Origin of the sequence: Pedobacter antarcticus (assembly GCF_900112985.1) — a bacterium.
Classification (GTDB): Bacteria; Bacteroidota; Bacteroidia; order Sphingobacteriales; family Sphingobacteriaceae; genus Pedobacter; species Pedobacter antarcticus.
Genome location: NZ_FONS01000013.1, coordinates 50,391 through 68,835, shown reverse-complemented (window position 1 = coordinate 68,835; position 18,445 = coordinate 50,391). Strand labels below are relative to the sequence as shown.

General features: G+C 40.4%; 17 protein-coding genes. 4 read left to right on the top strand and 13 right to left on the bottom strand.

The features are described from left to right. Positions 1 to 103: 103 nt before the first annotated feature. The 7 genes from BM192_RS18595 to BM192_RS18565 all read right to left on the bottom strand — a co-directional run bounded on the left by BM192_RS18595 (position 104) and on the right by BM192_RS18565 (position 6,057). Entirely contained in the window at positions 104 to 664 is a 561-nt protein-coding gene (locus BM192_RS18595; protein WP_037439842.1) for an RNA polymerase sigma factor, read from the bottom strand. A gap of 3 nt (positions 665 to 667) precedes the next feature. After that, on the bottom strand, positions 668 to 1,624 hold the full coding sequence (locus BM192_RS18590) for a transketolase family protein (protein WP_037439863.1): 957 nt from the start codon (positions 1,622 to 1,624) through the stop codon (positions 668 to 670). Between the two features lie 103 nt (positions 1,625 to 1,727). Continuing rightward, on the bottom strand, positions 1,728 to 2,573 hold the full coding sequence (locus tag BM192_RS18585; RefSeq protein WP_037439840.1) for a transketolase: 846 nt from the start codon (positions 2,571 to 2,573) through the stop codon (positions 1,728 to 1,730). A gap of 28 nt (positions 2,574 to 2,601) precedes the next feature. Then, positions 2,602 to 3,078, bottom strand: a complete 477-nt coding sequence (bcp, locus tag BM192_RS18580; protein WP_037439838.1) for a thioredoxin-dependent thiol peroxidase — start codon at positions 3,076 to 3,078, stop codon at positions 2,602 to 2,604. 86 nt (positions 3,079 to 3,164) lie between these two features. Continuing rightward, complete coding sequence (locus BM192_RS18575) at positions 3,165 to 4,886, bottom strand: M23 family metallopeptidase (protein ID WP_037439836.1); 1,722 nt, start codon at positions 4,884 to 4,886, stop codon at positions 3,165 to 3,167. A 6-nt stretch (positions 4,887 to 4,892) separates the two neighbouring features. Further along, complete coding sequence (locus BM192_RS18570) at positions 4,893 to 5,504, bottom strand: fumarylacetoacetate hydrolase family protein (protein ID WP_037439833.1); 612 nt, start codon at positions 5,502 to 5,504, stop codon at positions 4,893 to 4,895. Between the two features lie 91 nt (positions 5,505 to 5,595). Then, positions 5,596 to 6,057, bottom strand: coding sequence for a T9SS type A sorting domain-containing protein (locus tag BM192_RS18565; protein WP_037439831.1), 462 nt, complete (start codon positions 6,055 to 6,057; stop codon positions 5,596 to 5,598). A gap of 284 nt (positions 6,058 to 6,341) precedes the next feature. Between BM192_RS18565 and BM192_RS18560 the strand changes: the two genes are divergently transcribed. Beyond that, a complete protein-coding gene (locus BM192_RS18560; RefSeq protein ID WP_037439829.1) occupies positions 6,342 to 8,294 on the top strand; it encodes a KUP/HAK/KT family potassium transporter in 1,953 nt (650 codons plus the stop codon). Positions 8,295 to 8,301: 7 nt separating this feature from the next. Here the strand turns inward: BM192_RS18560 and BM192_RS18555 are convergent, their stop codons facing one another. The 6 genes from BM192_RS18555 to yihA form a co-directional block, all read right to left on the bottom strand. Beyond that, positions 8,302 to 9,177 (bottom strand): hypothetical protein, encoded by an 876-nt coding sequence (locus tag BM192_RS18555; protein ID WP_037439827.1) that lies wholly within the window; start codon positions 9,175 to 9,177, stop codon positions 8,302 to 8,304. Between the two features lie 134 nt (positions 9,178 to 9,311). Beyond that, positions 9,312 to 10,475 (bottom strand): ATP-binding protein, encoded by a 1,164-nt coding sequence (locus tag BM192_RS18550; protein WP_051759780.1) that lies wholly within the window; start codon positions 10,473 to 10,475, stop codon positions 9,312 to 9,314. A gap of 444 nt (positions 10,476 to 10,919) precedes the next feature. Continuing rightward, positions 10,920 to 12,881 (bottom strand): amino acid permease, encoded by a 1,962-nt coding sequence (locus BM192_RS18545; RefSeq protein ID WP_037439825.1) that lies wholly within the window; start codon positions 12,879 to 12,881, stop codon positions 10,920 to 10,922. A gap of 55 nt (positions 12,882 to 12,936) precedes the next feature. Continuing rightward, entirely contained in the window at positions 12,937 to 14,652 is a 1,716-nt protein-coding gene (locus tag BM192_RS18540) for a M3 family oligoendopeptidase (protein ID WP_074964070.1), read from the bottom strand. Positions 14,653 to 14,655: 3 nt separating this feature from the next. Next, positions 14,656 to 15,522: a UbiA-like polyprenyltransferase gene (locus BM192_RS18535; protein ID WP_037439821.1), complete on the bottom strand. Its 867-nt coding sequence runs from the start codon at positions 15,520 to 15,522 to the stop codon at positions 14,656 to 14,658. 7 nt (positions 15,523 to 15,529) lie between these two features. Beyond that, positions 15,530 to 16,159, bottom strand: coding sequence for a ribosome biogenesis GTP-binding protein YihA/YsxC (gene yihA, locus BM192_RS18530; protein ID WP_037439819.1), 630 nt, complete (start codon positions 16,157 to 16,159; stop codon positions 15,530 to 15,532). A 52-nt stretch (positions 16,160 to 16,211) separates the two neighbouring features. On the opposite strand from yihA, the gene ubiE reads away from it, so the two are divergent. The 3 genes from ubiE to BM192_RS18515 all read left to right on the top strand — a co-directional run bounded on the left by ubiE (position 16,212) and on the right by BM192_RS18515 (position 18,278). Next, entirely contained in the window at positions 16,212 to 16,946 is a 735-nt protein-coding gene (gene ubiE / locus BM192_RS18525; RefSeq protein ID WP_037439817.1) for a bifunctional demethylmenaquinone methyltransferase/2-methoxy-6-polyprenyl-1,4-benzoquinol methylase UbiE, read from the top strand. 121 nt (positions 16,947 to 17,067) lie between these two features. Further along, positions 17,068 to 17,823, top strand: coding sequence for an SDR family NAD(P)-dependent oxidoreductase (locus BM192_RS18520; protein ID WP_074964069.1), 756 nt, complete (start codon positions 17,068 to 17,070; stop codon positions 17,821 to 17,823). 8 nt (positions 17,824 to 17,831) lie between these two features. Next, positions 17,832 to 18,278, top strand: a complete 447-nt coding sequence (locus BM192_RS18515) for a GatB/YqeY domain-containing protein (RefSeq protein WP_037439815.1) — start codon at positions 17,832 to 17,834, stop codon at positions 18,276 to 18,278. Positions 18,279 to 18,445 lie beyond the last annotated feature (167 nt).

The window sequence follows — 18,445 nt, the reverse complement described above, 5'->3', positions numbered from 1 at the left end:
GTTTCCTGGTTTTAATTATGCTGTTGGATAGAATCGCTTTTCATCCAGCTGAATTCCATTCTTATAATTTTATGGTATATGGATTGAAAAAATGGCAAAAGGTTTAATAGCTGATATCCTCATTCAGCATAAAAGTTTCAATTTTTTTTACAGCAATGTGAAAGGATGCTTTTAATGCACCTACAGTGGTGCCCAGAATTTGAGAAATTTCCTCATATTTTAGCTCATCGTAATATTTCATATTAAAAATGAGTCTTTGTTTCTCCGGAAGGCTGAGGATAGCCTGTTGTAATTTAAGCTGAATCTGGTCGCCGTTGAAATAAGAAGCAGCCACCAGGCTTTCTTTTAATTCTTCGGATACCTCATCAAGCGGCGTATTATTCTGCTGCTTTTTTTTATTCAGAAAAGTTATGGATTCATTACTTGCTATCCTGTAGATCCAGGTGTATAGTTTGGAGTCACTGCGGAACTTATCGAGATTCTTCCAGACTTTAATAAAGACTTCCTGAACCAGATCATCTGCATCGTCGTGGTTTATAACCAACCTTCTGATATGCCAGTAGATCTTCTCCTGATAAGCAGAAATAAGCAGGTTGAAGGCTTCGTTACGGGTCCCTTCTACAGAAAACTTCGCTAATATCTCTTGGTCTTCAACCTGCTTCATTCACTATTTTTTACGTTTAATTACTTTTTGGACAGCTTCGACAATATTAATAGTGTCAAGGCCGTATTTGGTCATCAATTCATCAGGAGTACCACTTTCACCGAAACTATCATTTACAGCTACAAATTCCTGAGGAGATGGCAATTCAGTAGACAATAAGCGGGCCACACTTTCACCCAGTCCACCAAATTTGTTATGTTCTTCACAAGTTACCACACATCCCGTTTTACGCAACGATTTTAGAATAGCTTCTTCGTCAAGGGGCTTAATTGTATGAATATTAATGATTTCGGCATCAATACCCATTGCCTCCAGTTGTTCACCTGCTTCAATTGCTTTCCAAACCATATGTCCGGTTGCAATGATTGTTACATCAGTACCTTCGTTAACCATCCAGGCTTTACCGATTTCAAACTTTTGATCAGGATCAGTAAATACAGGAATGCTGGGTCTTCCGAAACGCAGATAAACCGGACCTTCATATTCAGCGATTGCAAGAGTTGCGGCCTTAGTCTGGTTATAATCGCAAGGATTAATAACAACCATACCTGGTAACATCTTCATTAAACCTATATCTTCCAGAATCTGGTGGGTTGCACCATCTTCACCTAAAGTTAATCCAGCATGGGAAGCACAGATCTTTACGTTTTTATCTGAGTAAGCTACAGATTGTCTGATCTGGTCATAAACACGGCCAGTAGAGAAATTAGCGAAAGTTCCTGTAAAAGGAATTTTTCCACCGATAGTCATACCGGCTGCGATACCGATCATATTTGCCTCCGCGATACCGATCTGGATAAATCTTTCAGGAAATTCGTTCGCAAATGCGTCCATTTTCAATGAACCTTTTAAATCTGCACACAAAGCAACTACATTCGGGTTTTTCTGACCGGCTTCATGCAGACCGACTCCAAAGCCGGAACGTGTGTCTTTTTTCTCTGTATAAGTATATTTTTTCATTAGAATCTTTTGTCTTAAGCGTGTATGATTTATCGTCATCTCATCGCTTTGGTGAGCATAAAATCTGAATCCTTCAGGGATACATCAATAGTTTTTTAAAAGATTAGTAATCTCCTAAAGTTTCTTTATTCTGGTTCAGTGCAGAAGCAAGCTGCTCATCATTTGGCGCCGTACCATGCCATTTATGTGAACCTACCATGAAATCGACACCGTGTCCCATTTGTGTGCTCATCAAATTTAAAATCGGTTTACCTTTACCGGTAAGTGATTTAGCATACTCCAGAGATTTTACGATATCTTCCATGTTATTTCCATTGGAAGTAATTACATGCCATCCGAATGCTTCAAATTTGGTTTGCAGGTTTTCCAGGGAAAGAACCTGTTCTACCGGACCGTCGATCTGTTGTCCGTTATAATCGATAGTGGCAATCAGGTTGTCAACTTTATTGTGTGGGGCAAACATAATAGCTTCCCAGTTCTGACCTTCCTGTAATTCACCATCGCCATGAAGACTAAAAATCAGGGAGTGATCTTTATTTAGTTTTTTAGTTAATGCAGCACCAATTGCCACAGACATTCCTTGTCCTAATGAGCCTGAAGCAATTCTTATACCGGGTAAACCTTCGTGTGTTGTTGGGTGACCCTGAACACGTGAATTTAATTTTCTGAAAGTTGCAAGTTCTGCAATCGGGAAATAACCCGAACGTGCCAGTACGCTGTAAAATACAGGGGAAATATGTCCGTTAGACAGGAAGAATAAATCTTCTCCTGCGCCATCCATGTTAAAATCCTTAGAATGGTTCATGGTTTCAAAATACAGTGCGGTTAAAAACTCAGCACAGCCCAGTGAACCGCCCGGGTGACCTGACTGACAGCTGTGTACCATTCTGACGATATCTCTTCGTACCTGAGAAACAATGTCCTCTAATTCATTGATTGTATGTTTCATTTAATTGGGATTGTTTGACTATTTATAATCATGCACCTGCGGGCTGGTCCAGAAGTGCCAGAACCTGTGCAGTTGCATTTTTCGTATCTACTTTTTGGATAATATGTGCGATAGTACCGTCTCCGGAAATAATAAAGGTTGTCCTGTTGATACCCATATATTTTTTGCCGTACATGTTTTTTTCACCCCAGACGCCATAGGCCTGAACCAGTTGCTGATCGGTGTCGGCAAGCAGGGGGAAGGGAAGCTGATATTTTGCTGCAAATTTTTGGTGAGAAAGTTCAGGATCGGTACTTACACCGAGTACAGCTATGCCTTTGGACACTAAACCGGCGTAATTATCTCTGAAGTCACAAGCTTCGGCTGTACAACCAGGAGTATTGTCTTTAGGATAAAAATACAATACCACAGTTTTTCCCTGGAAGTCTTTCAGGCTAACCTGATTTCCATCCTGGTCGGCCACTTTAAAGTCCGGAGCCTTCTGGCCCTCTGTCAATATATTCATCGTCTTTAAATATAACTAATTTCTCTATACAAGGACTTACAATGCCCCCGATTATTACAATAACGCGTCAAATCCACGTATAATACTTAACGATAAAAATTCGCGGTATAGGTTCTGGAGTTTCCTTTCATATCTTCCACAATCAGTTTAAAATCGTGTTTACCGCTGGCTGTGCGCTCATCAAAAGTATGCCAGAGTGTCGCTGTTTTCGTGTCGAACTCCATTAAGACCCATGCACCGTCAATATAGCCATTAAAGCTTTTAATGCCGGAAAGATTATCCCTGAGTCTGAAATTCATCCGGGCAATTCCCTTCATATTTTTGCCTTCAGCAATGTTAAGCGGTGCAATCGTGGGTGCTACAGTGTCAACAGCGATATAATAACTTCCAAAAGCCCGTGGAGTTCCTTTTATATAGCCCTGATCGTAAACTCCGCCCTGTGATCCGCCGGAAGTACTTACAATCACAGCCTTATCTTTAAGCATACCCATGTCTACATCCGGTTTAATCCAGAGTTCAAACCCCGTATGCAGCGGAACCAGGTTATTATGGATCTGATGTATTCGCGAATAGGCTCCCGTAGCTGGTTTGGGACGTACTTTATAGGTAAGTTTCAGATCATTGTAAAGTGTGCCCTTAGCCAGGCGAAGCTTTATTCCTTCGGCACTGAAATCATTATCTTTCCCATATGACATTGATACACCTTCAGGCGCTTCAGGTGTTTGAATAGCAGACCTTCCGTCAGATCTGATCTGGAAGGCTAATATACTTTCATTACCTTTCCCATCACTAACCAGGTATCTTACCTGATGCACATTGGTATCTCCAAGCAGTATCCGGCCATTATTAATCAGGCTGCTGTAGATCTGCAAAGGATTTCCAGGGTCAACAAAGCTTTTTTGAATAGTTCTGCGAGTTGTCATGAAGGCAGGATAATCAATATGGGAATTAATAGCCTTACTGTTCTCAAATGCAAAGCGTTCTACAGCAGAAGTGTAAATTATTTTACCATCCAGCTCCAGTCTGATTGCATAAACGCCATTGTTGCCCGAAGCACCATTGTGGCGGTCATTTGCAGAGATTCCGAAACCAATTTCTCCACTTACCGGTACAACAGTTTGCTGCGTTAGTTTATAACTTCCATTTGCCCCCGTTATAGGCAATCCCTTTTTCGGAGTAAATTCGTTAAAAGATTTTTGATTTGTTTGATAGACGTATAATGCCGAAATAACAGGTGGGATATTATCTGGAACCTGAATACCGAATAATTGCGGATTAATGGTCTGCTCTGTTTTACTGTCTCTGATTTCGAAATGCAGGTGCGGCCCGCCGGAACTACCCCGGTTACCAGAATAAGCTATGATATCTCCCTTGTGTACCGGGAAAGCTGCTGCATCCGGAAACTCATCCAGTTCAAACGTCTTTTTCTGGTATTCCAGGTCCTTCACAGCCCGATCAATCTGAGGCGCGAACCTTGACAAGTGCCCGTATACTGAAGTGTATCCGTTAGGGTGTGTGAGGTATAACGCCAATCCGAAACCGCTATTTTGTACACGCATTCTGGAGACATAGCCATCAGCTATCGCATACACCGGATAACCTTCCCGCTGATTAGTCCTAAAGTCCATTCCCGAATGAAAATGGTTACCCCGGATTTCTCCGAAAGAACCAGAAAGTGCGACGGGTGTAATATCAAGCGGCTGACGGAAATCTACCAGGGGGTATTTGTTGTTACTGTATATCTGCTGTGCTCCGGCGGAAAGGACCGAGAGTCCAAAGCAGAATAATAGCAATCCTTTTTTTATCATCAACACTTATTTAATATCAAAATTCAGAAATTGTTCATTTGCCATCCAGGCTTCCAGTTTGTCACCTTTTTCTACGCGACCTACACCTTCCGGGGTGCCGGTAAAAATCAGATCACCTTTTTTAAGCGTGATATAACCAGATACAAATGAGATGATTTTTTCAAATGAAAATAAGATATCACGGGTATTTCCATGTTGGCGGGTTTCTCCGTTAATTTTTAATTCAAAATCCAGGTTTCCCAGATCGTCGATTTGTTCTTTAGGGATAAAACGGCTCAGGGCGGCGGAGTTGTCAAAAGCTTTAGCCAATTCCCAGGGTAATCCCTTTTCTTTATGCTGTGCCTGGAGGTCTCTTGCTGTGAAATCTATCCCAAGACCAACCTCATCGAAATAGCTGGCAGCGAATTTCTCGGCAATATGTTTACCCTCTTTACAGATTTTTAGAACTACCTCAAGTTCATAATGGATATCACTGGAAAAATCAGGAATATAAAAAGGACGGTTATCTTTAAGGACTGCGGTATCCGGTTTCATAAAAATTACCGGTGTGGAAGGAACGGGATTATTGAGTTCTTTAGCGTGGGCGGCATAGTTGCGGCCGATAGCAATTATTTTCATGTGCGGATTATTGGATTAAAAATAAGCATACAGGATGCCTCAACCGTAAAAGTAAACGATATCCATTAAAAAAAAGATTGCTTCCCGAAAATTATAATACGGAGATCCGCTTCACGACGGTTTCTGAACCTGCAACAAAACGCAGAAAATAGATTCCACTGTTCAGACGGTTGGGAATAGTGAAGGTTTTGGTTTGCTCTCCGGCGGAGAGACGTTCATTAGAAAGAGTAACCACTTCATTACCGAGCAGGTCCATAATCTTTATGGTCAGATTACTTTCGCGCTCCAGTCTGATAGTCAAGTTAATCTGGTCATCAACCGGGTTAGGATAAACTCTCATTACAGAGAGGATCTTATCCTGTTTGCCATTTTGCTTATTGGAAGAAACTACGCTGTTATTGGGGTTGAAGGACGAACCAGGCATATAGCTGGGTTTGTAACTAGGAACATCACCTTTAATTTGCGGGGTTTTTACAATACGTTTGTATTTGGCATTGTTTGCTATACTGTCAGAACGTTGGGCAAAAACAGAAACGCTGCACAGTACACTCATGCATGTAATGCTGAGTATATAAATAAGTGAGACCGTTTTAGTTTTTATGTTCATCTGTCGCTTCAAAAGTAGAAATAATTCTACAGAATAATCAAAGATTCAGGCATAAGGACAATATTTAACACAATTTAACAGTTGTTGCTGTTTAAATCATACTCAATGCTATTTTTAACCTGTCAAATTTATATTCGGCGCTGTCATTTGTGTAAATCTATAATAAATGTTACACATATTTAACAGCGCCTTAATTTACTTCGAATATTTATAATATACAATAGAAAAAAGTGTCAGATCAAAAGAATTTAAGCAAACTCTCGGCGGCAGGCCTGCTTATCAGTTTAGGAATTGTGTATGGTGATATCGGTACATCACCCTTATACACACTACGGGCAATATTTAATACCGTCAGTGATGGTGGTCAGCAAATCTCTACAGATCTTGTACTGGGAGCGCTTTCCTGTATTATCTGGACACTTACCCTGCAGACTACAATAAAATATGTAGTAATTACGCTCCGGGCAGATAATAAAGGAGAGGGCGGGATCTTCTCTTTATACTCACTTGTCCGGAAAAAAGCCAGGTGGCTTGTTATACCTGCAGTGATCGGGGGCTGTGCATTGCTGGCAGATGGAATTATTACACCTAGTATAACCGTCACAACTGCTATTGAAGGACTTCAGGTTAAGTTTCCACATGTGCAGGTTATTCCTATCGTCTTAGTTATTATTACCCTTCTTTTTATAATTCAGCAATTTGGAACCAGCCTGGTTGGCAAACTTTTCGGGCCGGTCATGTTTCTTTGGTTCACTGCTTTGGGCGTATTAGGCGTTCATTACGTGGTACAGGATTTCACTATACTGAAAGCCTTAAATCCCTACTACGCCGGACACCTGATTGTGACTAACCCAATGGCACTCATTATTCTGGGAGGTGTGTTTCTTTGTACAACGGGGGCAGAAGCGCTTTATTCTGATCTTGGGCATTGTGGGAGAAAAAATATCAGGGTCAGCTGGATTTTTGTGAAATTAACATTGATCATCAATTATCTGGGGCAGGGGGTATGGCTGTTGCAGCACCCGCATTATGATAAAACATTGAATCCTTTCTATGAATTGGTTCCTGCACCCTTTCTGTTATATATGGTGGCGCTCGCGACTATTGCAGCAGTTATAGCAAGCCAGGCAATGATAACCGGATCATTCACCTTAATTGCGGAAGCCGTAAGACTTAATTTGTGGCCTAAAGTCAGAATCAATTATCCAAGTAATCAGAAAGGACAGATTTATGTGCCTTCAATTAACTGGTTACTTTGTGCCGGGTGTATTACTATTGTATTGATCTTCAAAAAATCCATTAACATGGAAGGTGCTTATGGACTGGCGATCAATATGACCTTTCTGGCCACCACTATTCTTGTTGCAGTTTATATGCGAACGAAAAAAGTACCACGATATATTATCGCTATCTTTCTGTTAGTCTATGGGATGCTTGAACTGGCTTTTCTTGCGGGAAATATGACTAAATTCTTTCATGGCGGATTTGTTACCGTGCTGATCGGAGCGACTTTATTCACGGTAATGTGGAGCTGGTTTGTATCCAGGAAGATTAAAAACAGGTTTGTTAAATATGTAGAGATCGAAGACTATTACCAGCTGATTTCAGAATTAAGCGATGATATCAGTGTGCCGAAATATTCATCACAGCTTGTTTATCTGACCAGTGCTAATTTCAAGACCGAAATAGAATCCAAGATTATTTACTCCATAATTCAGAAAGAACCAAAGCGTGCCGATATTTACTGGCTGGTTCATGTCGATGTTGTTGATGAGCCTTTTACAAGGGATTATAAAGTGGAGTTTCTGATACCTGGCAAATTAATACGGATTGATTTCCGATTAGGGTTCCGTGTGGAGCAGAGTGTAAATCTGCTGTACCGTAAGGTGATTGAAGAACTGGTGAAAAACGGAGAAGTTGATATTACCAGTCAATACACTTCTTTAAACAAACACAAGATTGCTGGTGATTTCCGGTTTGTGCTGCTGGAGAAACATTTATCGCGCTTCTCCAAATTGAGTTTCTATGAAAAAACGATTATGAACTATTATTTCATTCTTAAAAAATTAAGTCTTTCAGAAGAGAAGAGTTTTGGCCTTGATTCCAGTTATGTAGATGTAGAGAAGGTACCGCTCATTTTTGTAACGCCAGATGATATTGAACTCAATAGGCTGCCCGTGTAAGTGCACGTTAATTTTTCTGTGAGAAATCGAATTTCTTTGCGTGGGCTTCTTTAATCTCTATTATTATGACGCCATAGGCGGCTTTAGACCCGTAAACTGCAACTGCTGCTTTTGCATCTTTTAATACTTCTAGTTTCTCTATCCATTCTGGTGGTATCTCCTTCATTCTCGAGACATCGATGGTACAGCTATCCTTACCGGCATAGACCACGAGCAAAGGCTTTTTATCTAAAGCTACAGTAGATACTCCGCCTAACCTAATTGTAATCACAGTAGTCAGCTTAACTATTATGTTATCATTTAGAGATGTCTCCACCGCGGAATAGCCATCTAATTCGAAAATAAACGGAGCTGCAATGTCCTTATTAGTTGTACCAATCTCAAATCTACCGGTGCTGTCTGTTATGGCCAGCACGTTTTCGAAATGTTTTTGCCTGACCTTTACTCCGGTCAAAGGTTTCCCAGTGAAATTATCTACTACCATTCCGTTAAGAGTATCTCGTACTACGGATGTTTTTGCCACTGAATCTACCGAAACCGGAGCCGAAGCTGCCATTTTATCAGCGTTTACTATTAGTGGTTTCAGGTTTTGTGCCTGTGCCGGGGTAATTATTGCGGCACCCATTGCCAGGGGCATCAACCAATGCCACCTTAAATCTGAAGAAGGTTGTACCAGTTTTCGATTGAGCTGAGTGGAAAGCAGACGTCCGCAGACATTTTCCTGTTTGTTTTTGAAAAACCGGAGCAGTTCCGCATCGGATTTGTCAGTGAGATCCAAAATGGTTTTTTCACAGCGATCACAATAACGCCCATCGTCTGTTTGTTTCATGTCATTCCATTGTTCTAAACAGGGCTCGGCTAATACTAATTGTAGATCTTTCATAACTGAAATTTTTTTAACAACGATTTACCCAAAATACACTTTTTCACGATATCTTTTACTGAATCACAAATGTTTAATGATAATTATCTGATTAAAGAATCTTTTTCAAGAAGGCAGTTATCTCAGCTTTTTCATTATTGCTCGAGCATTTTCCAAGGTAAAACCTGTACGTTACTTCGAATTAAAGCTTGCTCACCACCATACACGAGATGCGGACGAACAGATTGTGGATCTACCAACTCGATAAAATGTTTCAGATTTTTAAAAAGAGCGCTGCCCAATGTCTGAGTAGATTTGATCTCATATACATCAAATGCATTTGCATTTTTAAGCAGAAGATCAATTTCCAGCCCGTTGTGATCTTGCCAAAAATAATAATTGAGATGCTGGTATCGATTCTCATTGAACTTTTGGAAATTAGCGATCACAAAATTCTCAAATATATTTCCCTTGAGTCTATTTATAGCTAATTCTTCAGGTTTACGAATTTGTAATAAATGGTTCAATAAACCAACATCATAAAAATAGAGTTTAGGTGTTTTCACCAAACGTTTATTAAAGTTCTCATGATAAGGGTGTAGTAAGAATACAAGGTAACTACTTTCTAGAACAGACAACCAAGCCTTTGCGGTAGGCTGCGAAATATTACAATCATTAGCCAGAGCCGTCAAGTTCAAAAGTTGCCCTGCCCTAGCTGCGCATAAGCCCAGGAATGTTCGGAAGGTATTTACGTCACGAATATGGATTAACTCTGTCACGTCTTTTTCAATATAAGTACGTATGTAGTTGGCGTAAAAATCCGTTGGATCTAAATCTCTATGATAAACAGCAGGGTATCCTCCCTGAATACAGGCATCTAGATAATTTGCAGGCAGTTTTTTAGCGTGTTCTAATTCTTGGGTGTCTAAAGGCAAGAGTCGAAAGAGTGCAACGCGCCCTGCCAATGACTGCGTAATGTGCTTAAGTAAATGAAAATTTTGTGACCCCGAAAGGATATATTGCCCCATTTCTCCGGACTTATCAACTGCTGTTTGCAAATAAGAAAATAATTCCGGTACACGCTGAACTTCATCGAATATTGTTTTAGTACGATATTGCTGAAGAAAACCATTTGGATCCTCTTTGGCAAAATCCCTATTATCCAGATTTTCGAGAGATAGATACTCATAATCGGGAAACAAGGTTTTAAGCAAAGTCGTTTTGCCAGATTGTCTTGGGCCGGTCACTGCCAATATCGGATATTGTTTAATCCGCGCCCTTATCTCCTTTGCCATCGTTCTCTTAATCCATTCAGACATAACTCAACTATTTAATATTAAATAAATGTAGATATATTTTGGAATATATAATGTTGGATTTTGGATTATCTATATTTTTATTTTGGAATATCTGTATATAAATTTTGAAATATCAGGAGTCAGCTTTTCTAAAAGTGTACAAACTGTAATCTAATTCCAGTATAGGACACCCGGCTAACGTTAAAGGTTAAAGCGGTGTTGATAGGGTATTGATACGGTGTTCAGTCGGTCATCGGGTATATCAACACCGACTGAATACCCTTTCAACACCATATCAATACCGTATCAATAGCCTTTTAGTGCAAAGCGAGCTAACCGGTTTAATAACAGGTAAACTCATTTCAGGAATAGGCGACATGGTTAAGGTGAGGGCACAAAAAAAGGATGCCCAAGCTGGTTGCATCCTTTTTTTGTGCCGGTAAGAATGGCATAGGCCACTAAATATTACTGTTTTTCCGCTTTATAAGCCGCATTAAGTTTACTGTGCTTTGCTCCGTAAAGGAAGTATACAATAAGGCCGATAAACAGCCAGATCCCAAATCCAATCCAGTTGGAAATACCCAGCTCACACATCATATATAAGCAAGATAGCAGGCCTAATACTGGAATCAGGGATAGGTTTTTAGTAATGCAGTAATAGGTTACGAAGACACAAATAATTAAAAATATATACATTGGAATCTTGTGTTTAAACAAGCCCCATCCGCTTTCTATTTTTTTAGAATCAGCTACTTTGCTCTGGCTTACAAAAGACTGGTATTCTGTTTCTGAAAGTTCTGCCAGATAAGCTTCTGTATCTATACTCTGCTGCGGTAAATGCTGCAATTGCTGATTTTCGCGGATCTGGAGCTGAACATTATTCAATTCATTTTTATCAAGCGAGGTAATAAAGCTTACAGGATCGAAGACTCTTGCCTTATTTGTTACAAATTCTGTGGTTTGTTCTTTAAAGCGTGTGAAGCCCAATACGATCAATGCGATAAAAACCACCGGAATTATAAATTTAGAATTAACATATGGAATTCTGAATTTTCCGCGTTGCACATCCGGTCTGTTCTGTAGCACTAAAACCCCTGCACATACCAGAACAAACGCAAATAAAGTACCTATGGAACAAAGGTCGGTTACGATTGTCAGATTCATAAACAGGGAGGGAACTGCGACTACGAAACCAACGACAATGGTAGCAAAAGAAGGAGTTTTATAAACAGGATGGATTTTACTGAATCTTTTAGGCAGTAAACCGTCACGGCTCATACTCATCCAGATTCTCGGCTGTCCCATCTGAAAAACGAGCAGCACACTGGCCATTGCAAATACAGCACTGACTGCGATAATTCCACTCATTACTTTCATATCGATCTGATCAAACACAAAAGCCAGCGGATCTCCAACAGCCAAAGTATCATATTTGACAATACCTGTCAGTACCAGGGCAATTGCTACATATAAAACAGTGCATATAATAATTGCCCACATCATACCTCTTGGTAAATCACGCTGCGGATCTTTACATTCTTCGGCGGTGGTAGAAATTGCATCAAAACCGATATAGGCAAAAAAGACAGCAGATACTCCTTTTAGTACTCCTGATACACCATTTGGCGCGAAAGGATCCCAGTTTGCTGTATCTACATAAAAAACACCTACGGCGAGCACAAGCATAATAACTGCAAGCTTAACAACGACCATCGCATTACTGGCATTTTTAGATTCTTTCATTCCCCTGTATACCAGCCAGGTAATTAATATAATAATGAAAAGTGCGGGAAGATCAGCGACTATGTGAAAATTACCTATTCTTGGAGCTGTGATCCATGCATTGTTGGCCAGTCGTGTTGCGTCATCAAGGTTGGCATAACTTTTCCCTGCATTGATTAATGCTTCGGCATGCTGGTGACCGTTATAGGCGCTGAGATAATCCATGGTCATCCAGTCGGGCAGGTGAATGCCCTTGATGCCAAGGGCTGGGATGTGAATGGAAGAGAGTAACCCGGTGAGGTAATCGGACCAGGATATTGCTACTGTAATATTTCCGATAGCATACTCCATGATCAGAGACCAGCCAATAATCCAGGCTACAATTTCACCGAATGCAACGTAACTGTAGGTATAAGCACTACCAGATACAGGGACCATGGAGGCGAACTCTGCATAAGCAAATGCGGCAAAACTACAGGCTATTGCTGTAAAAATGAACAGAAAGATGACGGCCGGGCCACCATCGGCACTGGCCTTGCCAATTGTACTGAAAATACCGGCGCCAATAATCGCGGCGATACCAAAGGCTGTCAGGTCCCTGACGGTAAGCGTTTTGTGTAATGATGACTCGTGGTCACCATAACCTTTTTCCGCATCCTCTAGAATTTTGGCGACAGACTTTTTTCTAAAAAGGTTTTCAAACATAGATGGCGTAATCTTGAGATTGTATGGCTTTTATTTTTTAAGAATTAAGGTAAAACTAATCTAATTTCTCCAATTCTTCCCTGACAAAGGCGGCAAGCTCAGCGATATAAGTACTGCTGAAGTCGAATTTTATTCCGGCAGTCTCGTAGATTTCTTTCATCGGTTTGGTATAACCCAGCGCAAGTGCAGCAAGATATTGCTGTAATGCCTTCTCTGGATTTTCCCTGTAGTTTTTCCATATTGCAATAGCACCAAGCTGGGCAATTGCGTATTCAATATAATAAAAAGGAACTTCGAAAAGGTGGAGCTGTTTCTGCCATAAATTTCCCAGTTCCTGTTCCAGCCCATCCCAGTTGGTAAATCCAGCACCGAAAAGTGTGTAAATTTGTTTAAATGCTTCTTCACGATCAGCAGCATTATGTTCCGGGTTGGTATAAATCCAGTGTTGGAATTTATCAATAACAGCAACCCATGGCAAGGTTTTCAATACGTCTAGAAGTTGTTCTTTCCTAGCTCTCACCAGATCTGCAGGGTTATCAAAATAGATGGCCCATTTATCCATGGAAATTAATTCCATACTCATTGAGGCCAGCTCAGCCACTTCTGAAGGACAATGTTTAAAATCATTCAGTTCCAGGTTGGCTGTTAAAAACGTGTGGATGGCATGACCGCCTTCGTGGACCATCGTAGTCAGATCTCTTAAAGAGCCTGCCGAGTTCATGAAAATAAATGGAGCGCCGGTTTCTGCAAGTGGATAATTATAACCACCGGGTGCTTTACCTTTACGGCTCTCTACGTCGAAAAGGCTGTTGGCCTTCATTACCTTCAGCATATGACCAAGGTCTTCCGAGATTGCAGAGAATGCCGAGATAGTTTTGTCGATTAATTCTTCACCACTATTAAAAGGCTTAAGAGCTGGTTTCCCCGAGGTACTGACTTCCATATCCCACGGTTTCAAAACTTCCAGGCCTAAAGCGCCGGCACGGTTTGCAGCCTGCTCTTTTAAAATAGGAACAATTTCTTGTGCAATTGCGTCGTGAAATGCATAACAGTCCTGAGGAGTATAATCAAATCTGCCCATCGCCTGGAACATGTAATCCCTGTAATTCTCAAATCCAGCATTTAACGCTACCTGATGGCGCATTTTAATTAATTCATCGAAAACGATATTCAGGTTGTCTTTATCGACAAGCCTTCTTTGCTGAATGGTTTGCCACGCAGTCTGACGCAGTTCGCGATTAATATCTTTAATAAAATTAGCGGCTTGTTCGAGTGTGTATTCCTGGCCATTAATTTCGACACTCATGGCGCCGGTAGTCGCCTGATATTTTTGCTGCGTAACCTGTAATTCTGTAAATAAAGGAACGTTTTCTTCACGGTAGAGTTCCAGTGCTTTTCTCACAGCCCGCAGGTAGACGAAATATTTGTCCTGATCCAGGTCATCTATATAATCGGAATCAACTAATTTCCGGTTGAGCAAATTCGCAACCGGAGAAATTTTCGGTTCAATCTCCGTAGCGAAATATTGAAAGTCTTTAACCAGTTCTTCATTTGCTGTATCGCAGCTCATGCGAATATATCTCCAGGCAAAGTTTTCTTCCAATGCAGCTTCCAGTTCACTTTTATCTTTTAACCAGGTCTCAAGTTCAGCCGCACTGTTTATTTGCCTTTGCAATAATTCGTCTGTAACGGGAGATAGATTTTCCCAGGTTATTACCAGATCCTGTGGAATATATTTTCTTTGTTTTTTTTGAATTTTAAGATCAGTCATGGTCTAGAATTTTAAATAGGTCCTTAAAAAGGCATCCAATAAAAAGCACAAGGCGAAAATTACGGATGCGATACCATTAGTTGTAGCAAAAGCCCTGTTCACTTTGCTCAGGTCATTTGGTTTAACCAGCATATGCTGATAAATAAGCATCGAACAGAAGAACGTGACGCCAAAGTAATATGCCCAGCTGAAAGGTGTAAGCAGAATTGGCAAAATCACACAAATCGCTGAAAATACATGTAGTATTTCAGACAAACGGAGTGCGCGTTTTGCCCCAAGAATAGATGGAATAGAATGCAGATTTTCCGATTTATCGAACTCCTCATCCTGAAGTGCATAAATAATATCAAACCCACTTACCCAGAAAAGTACGGCAAATGAATAAAGTAGTGGTACAATATTAAAAGCTCCCGTAACAGCGATATAAGCACCTATAGGAGCTAGTGAAAGCCCCAAGCCAAGAACGAGATGGCAAAGTGCGGTAAACCTTTTGGTATAACTGTAAAAAAGCACAACGAATAATGCCACAGGAGATAAATACAGACAAAGCGGATTAATAAAAGCCGTTGTCAATACAAAAAGTACACAATTAAAAATCACAAATAACAGGGCTTCCCTGGCAGATACTTTACCTGAAGGAATATCCCGCATTTGAGTTCTGGGATTTTTCGCATCAATATCCCTGTCCAGATAACGGTTAAAGGCCATTGCTGCATTTCTTGCAAATACCATGCAGAGTAAAACCAGTACCAGTATAAGCCAGTTAAATGGATTTGTTGTAGTCGTTACACCCAGAAAAAAGCCGATCATTGCGAAGGGCAGTGCAAAAATGGAATGGGCAAAAAGCACCAGTGAAAAATACTTTTTCATGTTTCTCTTAAAAATTGTCTGCCGGTGTAAATACAGGCATTGCAAAGTCCAGATTGGTCTGGTCAATAAAATTCAGAATCTCATCACGCCCTGCATTTTTTTCTGCCGAAGTAACAAACACTGGAGGGGTTTCCTCAAACCAACCGGATAATTCCTTTTTAAAGAGTGCTATGTTCTGGTCTGTCTTCATGACAGATTGTTTATCTGCTTTTGTAAAGGCTAGAACGAATGGAATTTGAATTTCACCCATCCAGCAGCAAAACTCGACATCGATTTTCTGAGGAGTCAGTCTGCTGTCAATCAATACAAAAACACATTGAAGACTTTCCCTTTTAATTATATAATTCCTGATAAATTTTTCCCAGGACTCCCTGCTGTTTTTAGATACTTTAGCATAACCATATCCAGGTAAATCAACTATATACCATTTCTCGTTGATCAGAAAATGGTTAATTAACTGCGTTTTTCCAGGTCTTTGTGATGTTTTTGCCAAACCGTGCTGATTCACCAGCATATTGATCAGGGAAGATTTCCCCACGTTCGATCTCCCGATAAATGCATATTCCGGCATGTTGGGAGCAGGTAGTGCAGAAATCTTAGTATTGCTGCAAATAAATGTTGCTGATTTTATAATCATTTGACAAAGGTAGAAAATTAGTTTTCAACAATACTTATCTTTGCAGTGTACCATGAACGAAAAAATCACACCATACCAGTCAGCCGAGGTTACCAAGAAGGATCAAGTGGCCAATATGTTCAATAATATATCCGGCACGTATGATTTCCTTAATCATTTTTTATCTGCCGGAATTGATATTATCTGGCGCAAAAAGGCAATTCGTGAATTGTCTGACTTGAAGCCACAACTGATGCTTGATGTGGCAACCGGTACAGGTGATTTTGCATTCGAGGCTATAAAAATTCTGAAACCGAAAAAAATAATCGGTGTTGATATTTCTGTCGGCATGCTCGATGTAGCGAGAAAGAAAATTGCAGAGCGAAAAATGGAGCATGTTTTTAGTGTACAGACCGGAGATTCAGAAGGACTGCATTTTGATGATAACTATTTTGATGCGATCACTGTTGCTTTTGGCGTAAGGAATTACGAACATCTGGAAAAAGGACTGGCAGATATGCTTCGGGTATTAAAGCCGGGTGGAAAGATCGTTATTCTGGAGTTCTCCAAGCCAACAGTATTTCCGGTTAAACAGGGTTACAATTTTTACTTTAAATATCTCCTCCCGGTTTTTGGGAGAATTTTCTCTAAGGATGCAAGGGCTTATACTTACCTTAACGAATCGGTAGTTGCCTTTCCGGATGGAAAAGATTTTATCACGCTAATGGATAAAGTAGGATATGGAGAAACAACGCACCGTTCACTGACTTTCGGTATTTCGTCTATATATACAGGTAGGAAAGCTTAATACGTCATGTGATATTCAGTTTATGCTTTGAATAGGGTATGCCATGTAAAATATTTTAGCTTTGTGGAGTGACTGTTAAGCTTTAACGGCTAATTCAGTTCTGAAAGATAAACTTACATTTATGAAAACTGTATTAATTACAGGTGCAACCTCTGGTATCGGAGCAGCCTGCGCCCATCAGTTCGCCAAAGAAGGTTACCGTTTGATTTTAATCGCAAGAAGGGCGCAAAAATTGGCAGATGCCGCACACCATTTAAGTGATAAATATGCTGTTGAGGTGAAAACCCTGGTCGCGGACGTGAGAGACCAGAATGCAGTAACGGATGTATTGAACAGTCTGCCTCAAGAATGGAAAAAAGTAGACGTCCTGGTTAATAATGCCGGTCTTAGTCAGGGATTGGATCCAATTAATGAAGGTAGCTTTAGCGATTGGGATGCCATGATTGACACTAATATTAAAGGTCTTTTATATGTAACCAAGATTGTTTCGGGCTGGATGGTTTCAGCTGGTGAAGGACATATCATAAATATCGGCTCTATCGCGGGAAAAGAAGTATATCCGAATGGAAATGTATATTGTGCTACAAAACACGCAGTAGATGCGCTAAATAAAGGAATGCGTATGGATCTGCTTCCGCATGGTATCAAAGTCACAGCAATAAACCCGGGAATGGTCGAGACAGAATTTTCGTTGGTTCGTTTTAAAGGAGATGCATCCAGAGCGGAACAGGTTTATGAAGGGATGACACCGCTTTTTGCTGATGATATTGCTGATGCAATCTGGTACGCAGTAAGCCGTCCAAAACATGTAAACATCAATGATATGTTAATTATGCCGACTGCCCAGGCGTCGGGGACTCTGGTTAACAGAAAATAAAAAAAATTATGATATCAAATACTATAGATCAGGAAATTAAACAAGCTATGTTAGCCAAAGACCAGGCCAGGTTACGTGGTTTGCGTGCTATTAAAGCAGCTTTGTTACTGGCAAGAACTGAAAAGGGACAGGCTGAGGAAATTACAGCTGACGGAGAATTGAAAATTTTACAACGTCTCGTTAAGCAGCGTAAAGAGTCTGCTGATATTTACAACCAGCAGGGCAGACAGGATCTTGCGGTTGTCGAAGAAGAAGAAATTGCAGTGATTGCTCAATTTATGCCGGCACAGCTGGATCGTGAGGCAGTTGAAAAATTGATAGCGGACATTATAGCAGGGGCAGGGGCGACTTCTGTAAAGGATATGGGAAAAGTGATGGGACTGGCCAATAAAGATTTAGCTGGTAAAGCAGACGGTAAACTGATTGCGGAGATCGTGAAAGCTCAATTGGCATAAATTGTGTAGTTGCCTTTTACAGAACATTATTTTCAAATTTAATAAAGGATAATGTTTAAAATTAAATTTAGGCTACTAACTTAGTAGCCTAAAGCAGGGTATACATGGACGGAAATTCCGGCATGTTTTTCTGCTCCTGCTGGTAAGGATAACCGGTACATATCAAT